Here is an 18,938-nt window from a genome sequence, read left to right as displayed (position 1 = left end):
GAATGCAAAATCAGCAACAACAAAAAGACGGCGGAAGGCCTGTGATCGCCTCAGCGATGACAGCCATTCGGCTGCGCGACCAACATCAAGACGAAAGGAATAGAACGATGTCCGCAGCAAAAAGCGGCACAGGACACAGGAAATTCGGCGCCAGGATCGGCCAGGCGTTGATGACTGCGACAAGAGAAATGTTCGGCGACTTCATATCGGCGATTGAACGATTTCGCACCAGCGTGGCACAACGGCGCAGGCTGTCGGAACTGCATCGGATCAACGACCATGCTTTGCGGGACGTCGGTCTGGTTCGGGACCGCTTCAGCGGCGTCATTCTGAATAACGATAGCGGCGATGTCGTCGAAATCGAAACACCGCTGCGGGAGAACATTCTGGTTCCTTCGGCGGCTCCCGGAAACTCTAACTATCGCGGCACAGTACGCTGCAGGAATCCCGAGCGCCGCTCAACCGACCGGCGGCTTGCGCAACGCCGCAACGACGATCGCGCGGGCCAGGAACCTTCCCGTCCTGAACGGCGGTGCGTCGATCGGCGCACGGCGTCCAGCCAGGTTGTGGACTGCCGTGAACTCTTTTTGAAACGGTCGCGTTTTCTGATGGCGTAGAGCCTGATGGTTCATGTGTGCCGAACCCTAACTGCGGAGTCAGGCAGACTCCGCAAACGCCAGGAAATAGCCGTCCGGGTCCCGCACGGCAAACTCACGTTGGCCGTAATCCATCACTTCGGGTCCCCATTCGAACAGCACGTGCCCCCTCAGTTCTGCAGCCAGATCCAGGACGCTTTGCGGATAAATGTAGAGGGTGCCGCTCAAACTGGGACGCGGGGGCAAACCTTCAGGTGCGGATTCTGCGCTAAAGAACTGCAGAACCACACCGTCACGCCGGACTTCCGCCCAGACAGGTTCACCGACGTCCGGATAGCGGCCGGTCACATCGAACCCCAGCTTTTCGACATAGAAGTCGAGACTCTCGTCGAGATCCCGTACCATCAGGCTGGGGACGACCCTGTCTCCTATAGATATACCCACGGCGTCAATTCCTCGCAGAACGGATATTTTAGGCAAAAATACAACCCAAGGCTTTTTTCTCCATCGTTCTCTGACGATCTGAACGACAAAATCATTACAGGACAATTGCAGTTTTGTGCAGAAATTGATTAGCCTAGGAACAAATTTGACCGATGCTGGGAAAACGGCATTCAAGAGTCTGATCGTTTCAATCTCGAACGGTCGCACTACACAGGACGAGGGAGCGGCCATGCGCTGCATATTCACCGCGCTTGCCATTGTAGCCGCCCTCACGTGCGGCGTTATCGTCGGACATGGACCGAGCTTCGCGGCAAGCAACGACTCGCTTCTTACACAGCAGGAGAAGCGCGACCTTCTCATCGGCACCTGGTTCGGCGAAACGCCGCCAAACACAGGTGGCCGCGTTCAATGGATTATCGAGAGAGAGAAGGACGGGACCTACAGAATCCAGTTCCGCATCTTCGGGGCGGATGGAAGTTCGGGGACGCACTTGGAAACCGGCATTTGGGGTATATCCGGTCCGGTATATTTTTCAGCCACACAAGGCTGGCGTCAGGGCAGCGAAATCGTAGGGACCGATACCACACAGGCCAGATTCTACGACGCCTATGAAATTCTGTCTCTGAAAGAGAGCCTGTTCGAATACCAGCACTACGTGACGGGAACCAAATACAAGGTCCGCAAGGTCAGGCGTGGGTTTAAGTTCCCGAATTAACCGGGGCAATTCATACCAGGTCGCGTTGATAGGGACCTGCCACTCTCAGAATGTCAGAGCAACATAACCATGATCGATGTAGTCCTGAAACAGGTCGTCGTAAATTGTTCTGCCGAGCGGGCCTTTGCCGTCTTCTTTGAGCAAATCGATCACTGGTGGCCGAAAGCGCAGCATTCGGTCGCGGCGACGAAGGGACTTGATAAAGCGCCTTCGGTGATCTGCGAGCAAAGAGAGGGCGGGCGAATCTATGAGACGTCTGCTGCAGGAGGCGAGCATCAATGGGGACGGATCATGGAACTGGAACCGACGAAGAGGGCCGTATTCTCCTGGCACGTGGGCCGTGCCGAAACCGAGGCCACGGAGGTCGAGGTGCGGTTCGTGCCCTTCAACGCGTCAGAATCACGGGTCGAACTAGAGCACAGAAAATGGGAAGTGCTCGGTGACTCCGCGGGGGCAACACGGGAAAATTATGACAGTGGCTGGGACTTCGTTTTCATCGACTGCTTCGGATCAGCCTGCAACTAAAAGTAGGCCGAAGATTTCAATCTAATACAATCCTGTAGAGAGCTATGACATACTGGCCGCCTTACCTTGGGGAGGCGGCGGCATGACGAGATACGATGGTGGATTGCTACACGCGATCGAGATTTATCTAGAGGGAAAATCGAACCGAAAGTTCGGTGTCCTGGTCATAGACGAACATAGCAAGAAAGCGGAGGTAACCGCCCGCGCACTGGAACAGCGTCGCGCCCTTATCTTCGCTCGCGAGCGTGGTTTCAAGATAATTCTGGTCGAACTTAACCCCGCCATGACTTGGGAAAAGCGGCACGCTACCAACGCCACCCTGACCGACGCCGTACCACCCGGAACCGAAGTTTTTTTCAAAGTTGGCTTCAATGCCTTCGGCAAGGTTGACGATACCGGCCACGCCCGTTCGGGTAACGTGGGCCGCAGTCACCTGGATGCAACTTTGCGCAAAGCCGGCGTCAATGAGCTGTTGGTCATGGGACAGATGGGCAATATGTGCGTCCGCCTGACGTCCGTGGGAGGCCGGGAACGCCCAACCGGCCCGCCGATCGAGGGTGCGGTCGACTTTGGTTACCAGGTCTGGATCTGTCCGCAGATTATCAATACAGACGGCAAAGACTGGCTGGACTGGTTCGATGATCGTGGCGTGAAATGCTATACCGCACTCTGATCCCGTAACCTGCGCGTTTTTCGCCGAGTCAATGAATAAAGAAGTCGGATTCTAAGCTGCGGGGCGCCGCCATTCCGGCGAGAACATGACCTCGGGCCGGATCCCGCGGCGTCGATCGACACAAGGCCGGGCATTGTCGATTGCCTGCCACACGTCGCTTTGCGTGATCCCGTCACGGCGCAACAGCAAGTCTACGATCGGATCCGCAAAAAAGTTTTCGAGAGTCGGTTCTTCGCCCTGCTTGGTCCAAGTGCCGCTCATGATAGGATTCCTGCTCCGTGTCATCGTTTCGATGCTCAAGATATAGGCACCAATGGCGACGAAACATCTCCTGGAACGGTGATCGTTTTGTGGCAGCTTTTTGAAGCTTTAAAGTCGGGCTGGAATTCTACATCTATTTGAAGAAATTGACCAATCCGGCAGCTACACCATTTGGCGAAAGGCTATCCTGATTGTTAAAACCGCATCCTGAGGCCGGTCGCTGGCCGGCCCAGGTTTGCAGTAAGCTCTCCTTCTCTACTTCGTGCTCTCCGCGAGATAGGCAATAATATCGTCTATGTCTTTTTGCTTTTTCAGTTTCGCAGTCATCTTGGTACCCGGCACGTAGTCCTTCGGGCCCTTCAGAAATTCGCCGAGTGCTTCAGGAGTCCAGACGATCGCCGTGGACGACATGGCCTCGGAGTATTTATAGCCATCCACCGTACCGGCAGTGCGGCCCACGACACCAACCAGGTGCGGACCGACCTTATTCTTCTCGGCGGTCACTTCATGACAGGCTTTGCAGCGGCGGAAGGCCTTCTTGCCGGCTTTCGCGTCACCCATGGGAACGGCGGCAACCTCGGAAGCCGCCAGGCCCGCAGGAACGACCCTCAGGCCCACGGGAACCAGCAGGGAAGACGGCTGCGCAGGCGTGACTGCGGCGCTCTTCTCGTCGGCTGTGAACACAAGCCGCAGCGAAACCGGGGCGGCCTGGGCAATGCTGTCGAGCTTCGCGATCTCACGCAGCTTTTCGACGCCTTCCGCCAGCCCGAAATCGGCCGTGCTCAGCATGAGCATCTCGTCGCTGGTCACCAGAACCTTTCCGTCGCTTAAGCGCGCCACGAAGAGGCTGGCTTCGAGCTCCCCGTTCTGTCCGGCGACCGACAGATTAGCCGTAACATCCATGGACGTGGTTTCGCCGGGCTTCAGGGCTTCAAGCTCGCTCATGTCGATCTGGGCGCTGATTACGGCTTTGGGGAAGCTGACGGCGTCAAAGACCCATTTGAGCATGCGCTCGTTGCGGATGTCGATCCAGGTCTCGACGCTGGCAACATCGATTTCGACCTTTACGGCGCCATCTGCGGCAACCTGGCCGGTGACGGATCCGAAGTGGTGAACTTCACCGACGGAGCCCTTTTTGATCGATCCAAAGGAGACCTTCGACTCCTCAGAAGATAAACTCCAGCTTTCGGCTTGGGCGGTTCCGGTCAGAACCGCCAAGGCGAAGGCGGCACTCGTAAAGACTTTCATCATGATCCTGTTTCCTCTCTGTCCAGCGCTTCACCGGCTCTGCAATAACCACCGAGGCATCGCAGATCCGGTCTAAGGCAGTGATCGATTTACAGGACGCAAACACGCCATTCGGCGTTTTATTCGTTTTTTTTCGCCATTAGCACCCCGGCAAACCCGGGAGCGGCTCAGATTTCGACCGCCTCCTTAGGATTTGCCAGGGTGAGAAAGCCATACTTAACCCTCGACGTTCAGGACATAATCGGGCGTGGGGTTGAGCGGACAGGAATAGACGTATTCCCCGGGTTTCAGGGTAATTTCATAGTCCTTGGTCACCCCTTCGGCCAAGCCTGCACCGGAGACGCTCGGCAACATCGCCCGGTTCGCGAGGCCGTCGCCGCGCAGCCAGAAACCAACGCTATAGGGCACATTCCTGTTGGAAACCCTGAAAATATACTTGCCGGGCTTAAGCGTTAACTTTTGCGCTTTTCCGACCCGTTCGGCGCCGGACTCCATGTTGATTTTGTCGCAATCGGCGCGCTTGCTCGTGCTGAACCCGTGATCGACACCTTCAACTTCGAGAAACTGGCAGGGGGTCTGTGTGATTTCGATAACCGTGGCATCCGCGGCCGCGTAAACACTGTCGGGCGAAAAAAAGACGTTGAGCGAAAAGCCTGCCGCGGCAAAGGCCGCCGCAGCCAGAAATCCACGTCGAGCTGGGATCGACTTTAATTCTATGGGAATTGGGAACATTGGATCTTCTCCAGAATCCTGGTTGCGAGAGTTAGAAGCACCAGTCGTTGTCCAAGGCCCCGTTCACTGCACCACATACGTCGCAGACCATCTCCCAACTTGCGGGATTGAATGCGAGCAACGGCACAGAGATCCTTGGAACGCTGGCTTGATTGAAGGTGGCCCCGAACCCGGTCCCCAGCATAGGCCGGCGAGCCTCCCGTCACTGCCCGGCAATAACCACCGCAAGTGGTCGTCCGGGCTGCAACACGCTAAGTTAATCGGCAAGAAACTAAAAAACTCTTTAGGCACCGCAACCTGGATTAGGTGCAAACCTATGATCTGAATAGGCGGCCGAGTCCGTGAACCTCGATTAGAGGTTGGCCCAGATGCACCAATGCAACGCGGGACGAAGGAAAGCAAAGCAGGTTGATCGAAATCAAGGCAGAGCCCTCTGACCTAAGCATAGTTTGCCCGCCATGGACCAGATTCTCGCCAAATACCGCGACGCCCGGCTACCGCGCTACACCAGCTATCCGACCGCGCCGCATTTCACGCCTGATATCACAGCCTCGGATTACACCGCGTGGCTCGGCGCCGTAGGACCGGATCAAAAGCTGTCGCTTTATCTCCATATCCCCTTTTGCAGCCAGATGTGCTGGTACTGCGGCTGCCACACCAAGGTGGTCAACAACTACGCGCCGGTCGCCAGTTACGTGGCACTGTTGCGGCGAGAGATCGAAATGCTTGCCGCAGCCCTGCCGGTGCGCAGAGAGATCGGCCACATTCACTGGGGCGGTGGAACGCCTAACCTGCTCTCCGATGAAGACTTCGCCGGTTTGATGGCCCTGTTGCGCGAGCACTTCGATCTGGCGCCAGATGCGGAAGTCGCCGTTGAAGTCGACCCGCGTCGGCTGGGAAAGACCCAAGCCCGGGCGCTGGCGGCCGCGGGCGTGAACCGGGCCAGCCTCGGGGTTCAGGACTTCAACAGTGACGTCCAGGAAGCGATCAATCGGGTGCAGCCCTTTGAATTGGTCGAAAGCTGCGTTGCCGACCTGCGCGCCACCGGTATTAGCTCGATCAACTTCGACCTGCTCTATGGTCTGCCGGGTCAGGATCTAACCAAACTGGAACGCAATCTGCGCCTGAGTGCTGCCCTCCGGCCCGACCGTATCGCCCTCTTCGGCTACGCCCATGTGCCCTGGATGAAAAAGCACCAGCGCCTGATTGACGAAACCACCCTGCCCGACGGACCCGCACGGGTGAAACAGGCGGCGTTTTCCTCAAAAATGCTGGCCTGGCTCGGCTACGTGCCGGTCGGCCTGGACCATTTCGCCCTCCCTGACGACCTAATGGCGAAGGCTCTCGAATCGGGAAAACTGCGCCGGAATTTTCAGGGTTACACGCTGGATTCTGCCGAAGTCCTGATCGGCCTCGGAGTCTCTGCCATCGGCAGCCTGCCCTTGGGATACATCCAGAACAACGCAGATTTCGTCGCTTACGCCAAGGCGATCCGGGAGGGTAAATTTGCGGTCGCCCGCGGCCGGGAACTGAGCAACGACGACCGCCTGCGGCGCCGGGCCATCGAAGAACTGATGTGTCAGGGCGAACTCGATCTGGTCGGTCTCTGTGAAGCCGGACATATCACTGCCGACTCCTTCGACAAGGAACTCACCGCGCTCAAACCCCTGATTGCGGACGGCCTTGCACGGGTCGACGGCCGCAAGATCACGGTGACCGAGCAGGGCCGGCCCCTGGTGCGGGCGATCTGTGCGGTTTTTGACCGCTATCTGGAACAGAGCGAAACCCGGCACTCCCGGGCGATATAATCCAGCCCGGTCACGGCGTGGCGGCTGCACTCGCCGCCTTGACGGCCTCATAGCCCGCCAGTGCCGCAGCACGTGCTGTGACATGATCGACGATTGGTCTGGGATAATCGCTGCCGAGCGTGATCCCGGCGCCGGCAAGTTCGATGTCCGTCAGTTCGAAGGGCGCATGGACGGCATTGTTGCCAAGCTTTGACAACTCCGGACAAAAGCGCCGGACGTAGGCGCCATCAGGATCGAATTTCCGGCCCTGGGTCATGGGGTTGAAGATGCGGAAGTAGGGTGCGGCATCCGCGCCGCTGCCCGCAACCCACTGCCAACTCGCGGAATTGTTGGCGAGGTCCGCATCCAACAAGGTATCGCGGAACCAGGCTTCGCCATGACTCCAATGCAGCCGGAGATGCTTGACTAGAAAACTGGCGACCACCATCCGCACCCGGTTGTGCATGTAGCCGGTCTGCCAGAGTTCCCGCATGCCGGCGTCCACAATGGGATATCCGGTCATGCCGTGCTGCCAGGCTTTGAGGTCCTCCGCACTCTCACGCCAAGGGTAGTGGTCGAAGGAAGAGCGCCAGTTTTTGCTCGGCAGGCTGGGGAAGTGATAGAGCAGATGGTGAGCGAATTCACGCCAGCCGATCTCACTCAGGAACTTACCTGCGTCCGTCGCGGTTTCGGGCTTTTGCGCTTCCAAATGCCGGGTCCTGACCCAGATCTGACGCGGCGAGATCTCGCCGAAATGCAGATGCGGCGAAAGGCGGGAGACATTCGGCAAATCGGGCCGGTCCCGCAGATTGCCGTAACCCTTTAAGCCGTTGTCCAGGAAGCTTTCTAACCGCTCCCGTGCCCCGGCTTCACCGGGCTGCCAAAGACTCTCCCAGCCGGTGGCCCAGTTCGGAGCCTGCGGTTGAAGCGCCCAGTCTTCGAGCCTGTCCCCGAGGGCGCATTCCGCAATCGTTATGTTTTCGGGCAGTGGCAGCGGCGCCTCGACAGGGCGTTTGAGTGCAGCCCGCCAGTAAGGCGAATAAACCTTGAAAGGCGCGCCAGCCTGGGTCGTCAGTTCCCAGGGCTCGTGAAGAAGGCCGGCATTGAAGCTGCGCACCTCGATACCTTGTCGGCGTAACTTTGCCTTGATGTCCTTATCGCGTGCGATGGCTTTTGGCTCATAACAGCGATTCCAGTAAACCGCGTTTGCCCCTGCCGCCTTGATAACCCTCTCCAGCTGATCGGCAGTGTCCCCCCGCAGCAGCGTCATCCCGCCAAGCGCCCCTACGAGGACTTTCAAGCTGTGATGCAACCACCAGCGCCCGGCGCCACCCAGCGCTGCAGAGGTACCCGGCGCGACCGCTGTATCGAGGATGAAGACCGGTAAAACCCTGCCCCGCTGTACTGCCTGAAAAAACGCCGGATTATCGGCAAGTCTCAGATCCTGTCTAAACCAGACGATCGTGGTCATAAATTACTGCGTTCTAGAAAATCGGAACAGGCATTCGAGTTGCCGCTTCAGGCTGAAATTATAAGCTTTGTTACGGTCATTTGCCGCAACTGGATCATACAAGTTGAGCATCTCGCACATTTTGGCTGAATGCTCAGGGAATTACATCGCATTTCGAAAATACATCAAAACCGGTTTAATTGCGCAAAATAGCCAATTTTATCCTCTAACAATGAGTTTTTATTCGCTTTCGCAAAAACTTTGGGCAGTGAAACTGGGCAGTTGAAGGCAAAATAACGACGATTTTCGCCTGATTTGTCCATCACAAGCATCGATCAATCAGGTGTCAATGGCAGAACATTCCACTTCGTCGCAATCAAATTCTTATTATCTTATTGATTTATATTATTTTCTACTAACTCCAAAAAAGCATCTCTTGACAAAATTTACGATCAGGTGCAGAAATAGAAAAAACAAAACCGGTTTTGGATACAAAAATCGAAGCCATAGGGATGGATGATCAAGTGGCCCTCAAAAAGGGAAAACTGACGCTCAAGGAATTTTCCGAGACGCTTGGGCTGTCCAAATCGACAGTCTCACGCGCCCTCGGCGGCTACAGCGACGTCAGCGCAAAGACCCGGGCAAAGATCGAAACTGCAGCCCGCGACCTCGGTTACGCGCCTGATCCGCTCGCGCGCGGCTTGAAACGCGGCCGGGTCGAATCAGTCGGCATCGTCATCGTGCGTGGCACCCCGGCCCTCTACGATCCTTTTCTCTCGGAGTTTCTGGATGGCGTATCTCGTAGCCTGAACGCCCGCAACCGGGACCTTCTGGTCTCGACAGCGGGCTCGACCCAGGAAGCCGTCGACGTCTATCGACGTTTAATCGAAGCCCGCAAGGTAGATGGTTTCATCCTGAGCCGGACCGAGACCCACGACCCCCGTATAGAATTCTTGCGCGAAGCGGGCGTTCCCTTCGTCGCGCATGGACGCACCGATGCGCCCGACGATTACGCCTGGTTCGATATCGACAACGAGGCGGCCTTCTTCGAGGCCGTCAAGCTGGCCGCTCAGCAAGGCCATCGAAACATCGCGCACATCGCAGCTCCGCCGCATATGAATTTCGCCCGGCTGCGCTTGAAGGGCTTCCTGCGCGGCATCACGGCCGCAGGCATCGCCTCTGCGGCGGCGCCGGTTCATACCGCGCCGAGCCTGGATATCGAGAGCGGCGAAGAAATTGCCAGGCGCCTTCTGCAACTGCCCGATCCACCGACAACCATTGTTTGTGCCGTCGATCTGCTGGCGGTCGGCGCCTACACCGCGGTCAAGTCGTTTGGTCTGAGCGTCGGACGCGACGTGACGATTATCGGATACGACGGCCTGCCGTTCGGCGGCTACATCGAACCGCAACTGACAACTTTCGATCAGTCGGGCGGAGATCACGGCGCGCAGGTCGCCGACATGCTGCTCGACGTGATCGAGGGCGCCGACCCGGCGACCCGACAGGTCATGAAACAGGCGAAGCTGCTGAAACGCGCGTCCGACGGACCGCCTGCGCTGACGTCACGGGATCTCGCACGGCTGGTCGCAGGCAACGCCGCATCTTGAAAGCAGGCAGCCCAAAACACGACGGTTAACATCTTGGCGGCTAACAACTTGGCGGCTGTAAACAGGGCCGCTCAACGAGGGAGGACGGATATGAAAACCGCGAGCTGGACAAAACCTTTGGCTTTGAAGAAATCGGCCCGGCTGCTGGCAACCGCTGCCATCGCGCTAAGCATCGGCGGTCAAGCCCTGGCCGCTGAGACACTGCGTTTCTGGACAACGGAGGAACAACCGGAGCGGCTGGCACGTCAGGAGCAGATTGCCGCCGACTTCAAGGCCAAGACAGGTATCGAGGTGCGGGTAATTCCGGTGACCGAGAAAGATCTGGGCACCCGGGCAACCGCAGCCTTTGCCGCCGGCGATCTGCCGGACGTCATCTACCATACTCTGCAATACGTTTTGCCCTGGACCGAAGCGGGCATCCTGGATGGCGATGCAGCCTCGGACGTAGTCGAGGATCTGGGGGCTGCGACCTTCGCGCCCGGCGCCCTGCAGATGGCTGCCGTCGACGACGGCTTTGCCGCAGTGCCGGTCGACGGCTGGACCCAGATGATCGTCTACCGCAAAGATCTTTTCGAGGCCAAAGGACTTGCGGCGCCAACCACCTTCACCAACATCTCCAAGGCCGTCGAGGCACTACACAATCCGCCGGAAATGTTCGGCTTCGTAGCCGCGACCAAGGTCGACGAAAACTTCATGAGCCAGGTCCTGGAACATGTTTTCCTGGCCAACGGTGTTTCGCCGGTCGGTGAAAAGGGCTTCGCGCCATTGGATGAAGCGGCAACCATCGAAGTCCTGGATTTTTACAAGACCATCGCAAAAGCTTCGCCTCCGGGTGAACTTTACTGGAAACAGTCACGCGAAATCTATTTCGCAGGCAAAGCGGCAATGATCATCTGGTCTCCCTTCATCCTCGATGAGCTCGCGGGCCTGCGCGACAGCGCGCCGCCAACCATCAATGATGATCCGACGTCGCGCGAATTAGCGGGAAAAACTGCGGTCGTAACCACTTTCGCCGGGCCGTCCAATCCAAAAGGCGCGGCCTGGGCGGATATCCGTTATCTCGGAATCACCGCGGACGCAGACACCGACCCTGCCATCGAGTTCGTAAAATTCTCCATGGACGAAGGTTACACCGGCACCCTCTCTCTGGCGCCTGAAGGTAAGTTCCCGATCCGCCGGGGCGACAGCAACGACCCGGCAAAATTCATCAAAGCCTGGTCAGCTCTGCCGGTCGGTGTGGACCGCAAGGCACCGCTGAGCGAGCTCTATCCCGCCGAAGTCGTCGAGACCATCGTCGCCGGATTGGAGACCGCCAATCGCTGGGGTGTCGCCGACAAGCAACTCTCCCTGGCGTCCAAGATGATCAATTCTCAGGTCATCAACCGTGCGGTCCGCGAATACATCGAGGGCGAACGGGACGCGGCCGCGACCGTCGCCAAGATAAACGAGGAGCTAGCGCGGATCGAATAGGTCACGCGGCCTCGCCCGAAGGAGTGAACGTAATGGGCGGCCCGGCCTCCCGGGTCCCCTCTTTTCTCCAGATTGATTGCATGGGCGCCGAAAAATCGGCGCGCCACGGATCGTCCTTTCTCTAACGCGTCTTTTCTTTTCGAAAAGGAGCAGTGCGTCATGAGCAGCATTGAAACGGCAGTCGGACCGCCCAAGGGGGTCGGACCAATGCAACGGCGTGAAGCGCGCTTGGCTTACGGCATGCTGGCGCCGACCTTTCTGATCGTCGCAACCATTGTCCTAATCCCGCTGATCGCGAATTTCTGGATCAGCTTCAAGCCGGTGCAACTGGGTGACCTGCGGCCACCGACTCCGGTAGCCAGCGAACGGGTCCGCGGCGATGCAACGGCTGCCGGTGATCGGATCAGGATTGAATATCGCTTGCGCAACTCGTCGCGGGAGAGGGCCATCACCGATGTGATTATGACGGACAGCTGGGTTGATGGCCTGACACCCGTCAAGCTTGATCCACGCTGTGCGATTACCGGCCAAAACCTGCGCTGCGACCTGGGCAACATCGAAGGCGGTTTTCGCGAGCGACTGAAGATTGAGGTCACCGTTGATGAAGCCTATTTGGCATCGAAAACTAATCCCAAAGACAGCAAGCCGGTGATGACCGGAGATTCGGAAAACATCCTCACAAACACTGAACTGACGCTCGACAACTTCCGTAAGGTTTTCGAAGCTTCTGAATTCTGGAGTGTGCTGAAGGTCACCATCTACTACACGGTCTTCGGAACCGGCGGCGCACTCGTCCTCGGTCTTTTCGCAGCCCTGTTGATGAATCAGGCTTTCCGGGGGCGGGCTCTTTTGCGTGGCCTCTTCCTCTTCCCCTATGTGGCGCCGGTCATCGCCGTCGCCTTTACCTGGGTGGTTCTGCTCGACCCCTTCTCCGGCGCCCTTAACGCGATCCTACAGCAGATGGGCGCAGCCGGGGGTCCGATCAATTTCTTCGGCCAACGCGAAGCGAGCTTCACGTTACTTGGGCTGGAATTCACCTTCCCTCTGGCACTGACCACGGTGATCGCTTTCGAGGCCTGGCGTTACTTCCCGCTGTCGTTTCTCTTCATCCTGGCGCGCATGCAGTCGATCAGTGGCGACATGTACGAGGCTGCCGAGATGGACGGCGCCACGCCGCTGCAGCAGTTCTGGTACCTCTCATTGCCGCAGCTCGCCGGCATCCTTTCCGTCCTGTTCCTGCTGCGCTTCATCTGGACCTTCAACAAGTTCGACGACATCTTCCTGCTGACCGGCGGCGGCGCTGGTACGCGCACCCTGACCGTTGACGTTTACGAGCAAGGCTTTGCACTGGCCAATCTCGGCGCGGGTGCAGCAGTCGCTGTCGTCGTCTTCGTGGTTCTCTTCACCTTCTCGATTATCTACTTCCGCTTCTCGCCAAAGGACGAAGGATGATGGCTGTTCTTCGCAACGGACTGCTGCTCGCAGTCATCTCCGGCGCGCTCTGGGGCGCCATCGCCATGATCGTGATCGGAGTGACTTTCGCACTGATCTCGGGCGCGCCCGCCCAACCCTCGGTCAACGCAGCCGCGCTCGCGGGGCTGCTGGGTGCGCTCGTGCTGATGGCCCGAACGCCGGATCAACGCACGCCGGCTGTTCGTGCTGTCTCCGCCGCCGTCGTGCTGGTGATCCTCTTTGCCGCAAGTTTCGCGCATCCCTTCGGGCTGCCGCTCGACGTCGCACCCTTTTGGCAGATCGTTTCGGTCATGCTGATCGTCGGGACCGTGTCCTTCACCAACTGGGCTTGTCTTTATGATGCAACACGCGGTGCCCTGCGGCGTTACGACTTCGAAAAGATTCTGATCCGGATCTTCAAGGGCTTTGGCTTCGTGACCTTCACCGTCATCGTCGCCCTGCCCTTCTACATCCTTGTCATGACCAGCCTGAAAAGCCAGCAGTCGCTGCTCGCCAATCCGCTCGACTTCTCAATAGATTTCTCCGGCGGAGTCAGCGGACTGTTCCGTTCCTATGTTGAGCTCTTCGAGCAGTTCAACTTCGGACGTTACCTGCTGATCTCCTCGATCGTTTCCGTCGCAACCGTCATCCTCACACTGCTGTTCAGCGTGCCGGGAGCCTATGCCGTGTCGCGTTTACGCTTTCCGGGCCGATCGGTGTTGTCTCGCTCGATCCTCTTGATCTACATGGTACCGGCCATTGTTCTGGTGATTCCGCTTTACGCGGTCTTTTCTCAGCTTGGCCTGCGCAACACCGTGGCCGGCCTGCTGATCATCTATCCGGCAACCACGATCCCGGTGGCACTCTATATGCTGCAGGGTTACTTCCAGGGCCTGCCCGCCGAATTGGAAGAAGCCGGTCTGATGGACGGTCTTTCGCGCCTGGGCGTGATTATCAAAATCACCCTGCCCTTGTCGTTGCCCGCCATGGCGTCGGTTTCGCTCTATGTCTTCATGATCGCCTGGAACGAGTTCCTCTTCGCATTCATGTTCTTGGACGATCCGGACATCTTCACACTCTCGCGCGGAGTCGTTTCACTCAACTCCTCGGAAGTGCCGCGCCAGCACTTGATGGCGGGTGCGGTCATTGCGACCCTCCCGATTCTCGGCATCTTCCTGTGGTTCGAACGCTATATGGTCCAGGGTCTGACGGCAGGCTCTGTCAAGGGATGAACATGATGATCGATACACGCCGCGCCGCGGAGTTGGATACACAAGCCAGACAAATCCTGCAGGACAACGACAGGGGCGGCTTTACGGTCCCGACTGCGCGGCTCTATCCCTACCAGTGGAACTGGGATTCCGCCTTCGCGGCGCGCGGTTTTGGTGAAATTGACAAGGACCGTGCCTGGACTGAACTCGACACTCTGTTTGAGGCACAATGGCCGGACGGCATGGTCCCGCATATCATCTTTCGGCGGGACGATCCGGATTACTTTCCGGGGCCACGGATCTGGCAGTCGGGCACCACCCCGCCAAGTTCGGGCTATTCCCAACCGCCCGTCGCAGCCACCGTTGTACGCGATCTTTATGAAGCGGGCCCAAAGGAGACGGCTGAACCACGCGCGCGGGCCCTGTTCCCGAAACTTCTGGCCTGGCACCGCTGGTTCCACGAACAGCGTGATCCGGATGGTCTTGGGGTCATCGCCGTCGCTCATCCCTGGGAGTCGGGGCGTGACAACTCCCCCGATTGGGATGAGCCAATGTCCAAAGTCGACACCAGCGGAGTCGAGCCTTACGAGCGGCGTGACACAGTGCAAATCCACGCTGAGATGCGGCCCACCAAGGTCGACTATGACCGCTATATCGCCCTGATCCAGTTCGGGCGGGATTGCGGATGGGATTCGCGGGAAATCGCCAGGAATGGCCCCTTCTTCGCCGCAGATCCAGGCTTGACCTTTGTTCTGCTGCGCGCCGACCGGGATTTGCTGGCATTGGCCGGCGCGTTCGGTGAGGCCGGCGCAAAATCCGAAATTGAAGCGTGGATTGCCCGCGCTGAAGGCGGCGCTGGCTACCTCTGGAACCCGCAGGCCAGAGCCTACTGCGCCCGTGACTTACGCAGCGGCGAGCAATCGGACGGCGTCTCAAGCGTCTCCTTCTTGAGCCTCTATGCCGGCCTCAAGGATGGAGATCACGAAAGGTCGAACATCGAAAGCCTCGAACGCATCTCAAGAGTCTGTCGCTACAGCGTGCCCAGCTTCGATCCGGAGCATCCAAAGTTCGACTCGCTTCGCTACTGGCGCGGGCCGACCTGGTGCGTGGTTAACGAATTGATCGGCCGCGGCTTGGCTGAACGCGGCTACAGTGAATTGGCCAGACGGGTGCGCGGTGATACCGGTGCTCTGATCGAGAACGCCGGATTCTTCGAGTACTTCTGCCCGATCACGGGCCGTGGAGCCGGTGGGGGTGACTTTACCTGGACGGCTGCGACCTGGTTGGCCTGGGCCTCGCCCAAACACTTCGCAACAAAAGACTGACAAGACAAGGATCAAGACAATGGGTGCGATCCAACTGGAAAAAGTGGAAAAGTGGTTCGGTGATCTGCAGGTGATCAAGGGCGTTGATCTTCAGATCGAGGACGGCGAGTTCGTCATCTTCGTTGGCCCTTCCGGCTGTGGAAAATCGACCTTGCTGCGCCTGGTTTCGGGGCTTGAAGAAACCAGTCGCGGCGCCGTCAAGATCGACGAGCGCGATGTTACCGGCGAACCTCCGTCGGGACGCGGACTGGCCATGGTGTTCCAGTCCTACGCGCTTTATCCACACATGAACGTGCGCGACAACATGGGCTTCGGCCTGAAGACCGCAGGCGCGCCAAAATCGGAGATCAAAGAGAAGGTCGAAGCCGCTTCCAGAGTGCTCAAACTGGACGACTATCTTGACCGCCGCCCGAAAGCGCTGTCCGGCGGGCAGCGTCAGCGCGTCGCCATCGGCCGCTCGATCGTGCGTGAGCCCAGCGCCTTCCTGTTCGACGAGCCCTTGTCGAACCTCGACGCCGCACTGCGTGTCGACATGCGCTTTGAGATCGCGAAGCTGCACCAGACCTTAAAAGCCACCATGATCTACGTGACTCACGATCAGGTCGAGGCCATGACCCTAGCCGACAAGATTGTGGTGCTACAGGCAGGAAAGATCGAACAGGTCGGCTCACCGCGTGAACTCTACGAACGGCCGAACAATCTCTTCGTCGCGCAGTTTATCGGCAGCCCGAAGATGAATGTTATGCCTTGCTCAGCCGAAGGCGATCGCTTTCAACTCCCCGGACATGGCGAGGGATCCTTTGTGCATGCCGCCACCGGCGGTGAGCCGGTACATCTCGGCATCCGACCGGAACACATTGAAGTGGTCGAGCCTGTTGAAGGTCATTGCAGCGGCGTGATCGAAGTCACCGAGTACTTGGGCGCCGATGTTATGCTCTACCTGGACTGCGGTGAGCTGGGCGTGCTGACGGTTCGTCACGTCGGAGACATCGACGCGAAGCCCGGACAGAATATCGGTCTGCGCTTCGATGAGAACCGCCTGCATTTCTTCGGTAACGATGAGCAGGCGATTAGATCGGATCATGTTTAGTCGGAACCACCCTGTGGTTTCGTCAAAACATGTGAATCCGCTCTAAACCATATGGTTAGAGTAGATTCACCGGGACGACAGATCGCCTATGGCGATTCCGCCTAACCCGGATCACCTCTACGAGCTGAGCAAACCCCGTTTCGCGAGGTTGCGCATCAGCTCACCTGTCCCGAAGCGCCAAGGCGGAAGCTGATCCGAGCGATTGACGTGATTCATAAGCGCCCCCAGTTTCGGCGTCGCAATCGTCACCCGGTCGCCGACTTTATGCGTGAAACCTTCGCCGGGATTGTCACGATCGTCGGTCGGCGCAAACATCGTGCCCAGAAACAGCATGAAGCCATCCGGATACTGATGATGCGCCCCGATGGTCTGCTCCACGATGCCAGCCGGGTCGCGGCTGATCTTGCTCATGGAACTGACCGCTTCCAGGCGGTAGTTGTCGGTGCCTTCGATCGTCATGGAGAGGTCCAGGTCGCGCACGTCATCCATCGTGAAGCCGCGATCGAAGATCCGCAAGAACGGCCCGATCGAACAGGAGGCATTGTTGTCCTTGGCCTTGCCGAGCAGCAGCGCCGAACGGCCTTCGAAGTCGCGCAGATTGACGTCGTTGCCCAGGGTCGCGCCGACGATCTCGCCCCGGCTGTTGACCGCCAGAACTACCTCGGGCTCGGGGTTGTTCCAGGTTGAGCCGGGATGCAGCCCGACCTGAGCACCAAAACCCATTGACGAAAGAGGCTGACCCTTGGTGAAGACCTCGGCGTCCGGGCCGATGCCGACCTCTAAGTACTGTGACCAGGCGCCCTTTTCCAGCAACACCTCCTTGATGCGGGCGGCGCCGGGCGACCCGGGCTCGATCTTCGAAAGGTCGTCACCGATGATTGCGGTCATATCCTTTCGGATTGCCTCGGCCTTGCCCGCATCGCCGCGCGCCTGTTCCTCGATCACCCGTTCCAGCATCGAGGCGACGAAGGTGACGCCGGCGGCCTTGACTGCCTGCAGGTCGCAGGGTGCCAGCAGGTGCAGGCGGGTCTCGGTCGCCGTGTTCGCCTGACTGCCTGCAAGCGCATCCTCGAGCGATGCGATGGAACGCAGGTCCCCTGCCGAAGTCAGCGCGCCCGCCAGGTCTTCGCTCTCCAGCAGCTCGCTCATGGTCGCCGCGACGGGACTCAGATCGAGCAGCTCACCCCCGCGCAGCAGGCAGAGGGTCGGCCCGCCAAGCGCAGGCTCCCAGACACGCCCGACCAATAGGGCCGAGTCACTGTCCGCCGGCAACAGTCCTGAAACATCGATGGTTGGCATCATGGGGTTTCGACTTTCTGCAAGGAGCCGTTAGCCGGCATAGGGAACATCGGGAAGGCCGCTGTTATTCAATCCGGCGGCCGCAAGATCGCAGACGAAGAGACTGCCCGCGTTCGGCTGCGCGGCGAGCCGTTTTTCGCTGAGACCGTCCCGCGCCGAGGTGATGAAGAGTGTTGTCAGATCCGGTCCGCCAAAGGTGCAGCAGGTAATATTGCTGACCGGCAGCTCAACCCGCACTACGACACCAGCGTCGGGATGATAACAGGTGACGCGCGCCCCGCCCCACTCCGCGTTCCATAAATGATCCTGGGCATCGACGGTAGAGCCGTCCGGACGGCCTCCACCAGGCGGAAGGGTTGCATAGAGCGTCCGGTCACCGAGTCCGCCAGCCACCGGGTCGTAGTCGTAACGATAGATGTAACGATCCGAGGTGTCGGCAAAATACATGCTTCGGCCGTCGCTGCTGAAGGCAAGCGAGTTGGTGCAACCCACGTCCGAAATCAAGGTCGAGACCCGGCCCTCCGAATCATAGGAAATCACGGACGACAGCGGCCGCAGGCTCTGCTCGTCCAGTCCGCCGACCACAAACCGCCCCTGCCGGTCGCAGACCCCGTCGTTCATGCGGGTGCTGGACAGATCCGCTTCGAAATGGGTCAGTCGTTTAACCGCCCCGTTATCGAGGTTAAAACTGTGCAAGCCCGTCTCAAGCGCAACCAACAGATCTCCGGCTTGTCGGAAGGCGAAGGAGCCGATGCGCTCCGGCAGGTCCCAGGTCTGAGTGCTCTGGTCTTCCGGCTTCATCGCCCAGAGCTGCGCGCGCTGAATATCGACCCAGTAGAGTTTTTGCTGTTCGGCGTGCCAGCGCACGCCTTCGCCGAGCTGATTACGGCAGTCCAGAAGCAGCTCCCCCTGTAGAATTGTCTCCGTCACGATTCCGATAACGCTCTCTTGTTCACATTCTTGCCGGGCAGCTGTGCTCATCGCACCGCTCAAAAAATTCAGCCATATCAAGCGGCTGAAGCAGCGCGTGACATTGCCATCGCCATAGCCTAT

The 18,938-nt window shown here is 58.6% G+C and carries 18 protein-coding genes; 11 read left to right on the top strand and 7 right to left on the bottom strand.

The features are described 5' to 3' along the window. Positions 1–107: 107 nt before the first annotated feature. Positions 108–617: a hypothetical protein gene (locus tag QMZ18_RS06985; protein WP_282605504.1), complete on the top strand. Its 510-nt coding sequence runs from the start codon at positions 108–110 to the stop codon at positions 615–617. Between the two features lie 39 nt (positions 618–656). Here the strand turns inward: QMZ18_RS06985 and QMZ18_RS06980 are convergent, their stop codons facing one another. Then, positions 657–1,040, bottom strand: coding sequence for a VOC family protein (locus tag QMZ18_RS06980; protein WP_282605503.1), 384 nt, complete (start codon positions 1,038–1,040; stop codon positions 657–659). Between the two features lie 145 nt (positions 1,041–1,185). Here QMZ18_RS06980 and QMZ18_RS06975 point away from each other — a divergent pair, with 145 nt between their 5' ends. From QMZ18_RS06975 to QMZ18_RS06965, 3 genes are all read left to right on the top strand, one after another. Continuing rightward, complete coding sequence (locus tag QMZ18_RS06975; protein ID WP_282605502.1) at positions 1,186–1,755, top strand: hypothetical protein; 570 nt, start codon at positions 1,186–1,188, stop codon at positions 1,753–1,755. 69 nt (positions 1,756–1,824) lie between these two features. Beyond that, a complete protein-coding gene (locus QMZ18_RS06970) occupies positions 1,825–2,280 on the top strand; it encodes an SRPBCC family protein (protein WP_282605501.1) in 456 nt (151 codons plus the stop codon). An 82-nt stretch (positions 2,281–2,362) separates the two neighbouring features. Further along, on the top strand, positions 2,363–2,953 hold the full coding sequence (locus QMZ18_RS06965; RefSeq protein ID WP_282605500.1) for an isochorismatase family protein: 591 nt from the start codon (positions 2,363–2,365) through the stop codon (positions 2,951–2,953). A 51-nt stretch (positions 2,954–3,004) separates the two neighbouring features. Here the strand turns inward: QMZ18_RS06965 and QMZ18_RS06960 are convergent, their stop codons facing one another. The 3 genes from QMZ18_RS06960 to QMZ18_RS06950 all read right to left on the bottom strand — a co-directional run bounded on the left by QMZ18_RS06960 (position 3,005) and on the right by QMZ18_RS06950 (position 5,194). Next, on the bottom strand, positions 3,005–3,214 hold the full coding sequence (locus QMZ18_RS06960) for a hypothetical protein (RefSeq protein ID WP_282605499.1): 210 nt from the start codon (positions 3,212–3,214) through the stop codon (positions 3,005–3,007). Positions 3,215–3,469: 255 nt separating this feature from the next. Next, on the bottom strand, positions 3,470–4,465 hold the full coding sequence (locus tag QMZ18_RS06955; RefSeq protein WP_282605498.1) for a YceI family protein: 996 nt from the start codon (positions 4,463–4,465) through the stop codon (positions 3,470–3,472). 213 nt (positions 4,466–4,678) lie between these two features. Continuing rightward, on the bottom strand, positions 4,679–5,194 hold the full coding sequence (locus QMZ18_RS06950) for a hypothetical protein (RefSeq protein ID WP_282605497.1): 516 nt from the start codon (positions 5,192–5,194) through the stop codon (positions 4,679–4,681). 458 nt (positions 5,195–5,652) lie between these two features. Between QMZ18_RS06950 and hemN the strand changes: the two genes are divergently transcribed. Further along, positions 5,653–7,002, top strand: a complete 1,350-nt coding sequence (hemN, locus tag QMZ18_RS06945; RefSeq protein WP_282605496.1) for an oxygen-independent coproporphyrinogen III oxidase — start codon at positions 5,653–5,655, stop codon at positions 7,000–7,002. 10 nt (positions 7,003–7,012) lie between these two features. Here hemN and QMZ18_RS06940 read toward each other — a convergent pair whose 3' ends face one another. Beyond that, the gene (locus QMZ18_RS06940; protein WP_282605495.1) at positions 7,013–8,452 is read right to left on the bottom strand and encodes a deoxyribodipyrimidine photo-lyase; all 1,440 of its coding nucleotides are present in this window, start codon (positions 8,450–8,452) and stop codon (positions 7,013–7,015) included. 503 nt (positions 8,453–8,955) lie between these two features. Here QMZ18_RS06940 and QMZ18_RS06935 point away from each other — a divergent pair. From QMZ18_RS06935 to QMZ18_RS06910, 6 genes are all read left to right on the top strand, one after another. Then, complete coding sequence (locus QMZ18_RS06935) at positions 8,956–10,038, top strand: LacI family DNA-binding transcriptional regulator (protein ID WP_282605494.1); 1,083 nt, start codon at positions 8,956–8,958, stop codon at positions 10,036–10,038. A gap of 90 nt (positions 10,039–10,128) precedes the next feature. Further along, the gene (locus QMZ18_RS06930; protein ID WP_282605493.1) at positions 10,129–11,508 is read left to right on the top strand and encodes an ABC transporter substrate-binding protein; all 1,380 of its coding nucleotides are present in this window, start codon (positions 10,129–10,131) and stop codon (positions 11,506–11,508) included. A gap of 159 nt (positions 11,509–11,667) precedes the next feature. Further along, positions 11,668–12,960 carry a carbohydrate ABC transporter permease gene (locus QMZ18_RS06925; protein ID WP_282605492.1) on the top strand — a complete coding sequence of 431 codons (1,293 nt, stop codon included), beginning with the start codon at positions 11,668–11,670 and terminating at the stop codon, positions 12,958–12,960. Further along, positions 12,957–14,192: a carbohydrate ABC transporter permease gene (locus QMZ18_RS06920; RefSeq protein WP_282605491.1), complete on the top strand. Its 1,236-nt coding sequence runs from the start codon at positions 12,957–12,959 to the stop codon at positions 14,190–14,192. The genes QMZ18_RS06925 and QMZ18_RS06920 overlap by 4 nt, the downstream gene beginning before the upstream one ends. Positions 14,193–14,194: 2 nt before the next feature. Then, complete coding sequence (locus QMZ18_RS06915; RefSeq protein ID WP_282605490.1) at positions 14,195–15,496, top strand: hypothetical protein; 1,302 nt, start codon at positions 14,195–14,197, stop codon at positions 15,494–15,496. A gap of 19 nt (positions 15,497–15,515) precedes the next feature. Beyond that, positions 15,516–16,586 carry an ABC transporter ATP-binding protein gene (locus QMZ18_RS06910; RefSeq protein WP_282605489.1) on the top strand — a complete coding sequence of 357 codons (1,071 nt, stop codon included), beginning with the start codon at positions 15,516–15,518 and terminating at the stop codon, positions 16,584–16,586. Between the two features lie 117 nt (positions 16,587–16,703). On the opposite strand, the gene QMZ18_RS06905 is transcribed toward QMZ18_RS06910, so the two are convergent. Together QMZ18_RS06905 and QMZ18_RS06900 are read right to left on the bottom strand one after the other, a co-directional pair. Continuing rightward, the gene (locus QMZ18_RS06905; protein WP_322097150.1) at positions 16,704–17,888 is read right to left on the bottom strand and encodes a fumarylacetoacetate hydrolase family protein; all 1,185 of its coding nucleotides are present in this window, start codon (positions 17,886–17,888) and stop codon (positions 16,704–16,706) included. Between the two features lie 27 nt (positions 17,889–17,915). Beyond that, positions 17,916–18,866: an SMP-30/gluconolactonase/LRE family protein gene (locus tag QMZ18_RS06900; protein ID WP_282605488.1), complete on the bottom strand. Its 951-nt coding sequence runs from the start codon at positions 18,864–18,866 to the stop codon at positions 17,916–17,918. Positions 18,867–18,938 lie beyond the last annotated feature (72 nt).

It is taken from the genome of Pelagibius sp. Alg239-R121, from assembly GCF_947331435.1.
Taxonomy (GTDB): domain Bacteria; phylum Pseudomonadota; class Alphaproteobacteria; order Kiloniellales; family Kiloniellaceae; genus Denitrobaculum.
The sequence above is the reverse complement of the archived record's forward strand: the minus strand, read 5'-3'. Positions and strand labels throughout refer to the sequence as shown.

What these genes read in the sequence shown, in the direction of transcription:
- QMZ18_RS06985 (WP_282605504.1), top strand. Translation starts at nt 108, where the DNA reads ATGTCCGCAGCAAAAAGCGGCACAGGACACAGGAAATTCGGCGCCAGG.
- QMZ18_RS06970 (WP_282605501.1), top strand. Translation starts at nt 1,825, where the DNA reads ATGATCGATGTAGTCCTGAAACAGGTCGTCGTAAATTGTTCTGCCGAG.
- QMZ18_RS06965 (WP_282605500.1), top strand. Translation starts at nt 2,363, where the DNA reads ATGACGAGATACGATGGTGGATTGCTACACGCGATCGAGATTTATCTA.
- QMZ18_RS06960 (WP_282605499.1), bottom strand. Translation starts at nt 3,214, where the DNA reads ATGAGCGGCACTTGGACCAAGCAGGGCGAAGAACCGACTCTCGAAAAC.
- QMZ18_RS06955 (WP_282605498.1), bottom strand. Translation starts at nt 4,465, where the DNA reads ATGATGAAAGTCTTTACGAGTGCCGCCTTCGCCTTGGCGGTTCTGACC.
- QMZ18_RS06950 (WP_282605497.1), bottom strand. Translation starts at nt 5,194, where the DNA reads ATGTTCCCAATTCCCATAGAATTAAAGTCGATCCCAGCTCGACGTGGA.
- hemN (WP_282605496.1), top strand. Translation starts at nt 5,653, where the DNA reads ATGGACCAGATTCTCGCCAAATACCGCGACGCCCGGCTACCGCGCTAC.
- QMZ18_RS06940 (WP_282605495.1), bottom strand. Translation starts at nt 8,452, where the DNA reads ATGACCACGATCGTCTGGTTTAGACAGGATCTGAGACTTGCCGATAAT.
- QMZ18_RS06930 (WP_282605493.1), top strand. Translation starts at nt 10,129, where the DNA reads ATGAAAACCGCGAGCTGGACAAAACCTTTGGCTTTGAAGAAATCGGCC.
- QMZ18_RS06925 (WP_282605492.1), top strand. Translation starts at nt 11,668, where the DNA reads ATGAGCAGCATTGAAACGGCAGTCGGACCGCCCAAGGGGGTCGGACCA.
- QMZ18_RS06920 (WP_282605491.1), top strand. Translation starts at nt 12,957, where the DNA reads ATGATGGCTGTTCTTCGCAACGGACTGCTGCTCGCAGTCATCTCCGGC.
- QMZ18_RS06915 (WP_282605490.1), top strand. Translation starts at nt 14,195, where the DNA reads ATGATGATCGATACACGCCGCGCCGCGGAGTTGGATACACAAGCCAGA.
- QMZ18_RS06910 (WP_282605489.1), top strand. Translation starts at nt 15,516, where the DNA reads ATGGGTGCGATCCAACTGGAAAAAGTGGAAAAGTGGTTCGGTGATCTG.
- QMZ18_RS06905 (WP_322097150.1), bottom strand. Translation starts at nt 17,888, where the DNA reads ATGATGCCAACCATCGATGTTTCAGGACTGTTGCCGGCGGACAGTGAC.
- QMZ18_RS06900 (WP_282605488.1), bottom strand. Translation starts at nt 18,866, where the DNA reads ATGAGCACAGCTGCCCGGCAAGAATGTGAACAAGAGAGCGTTATCGGA.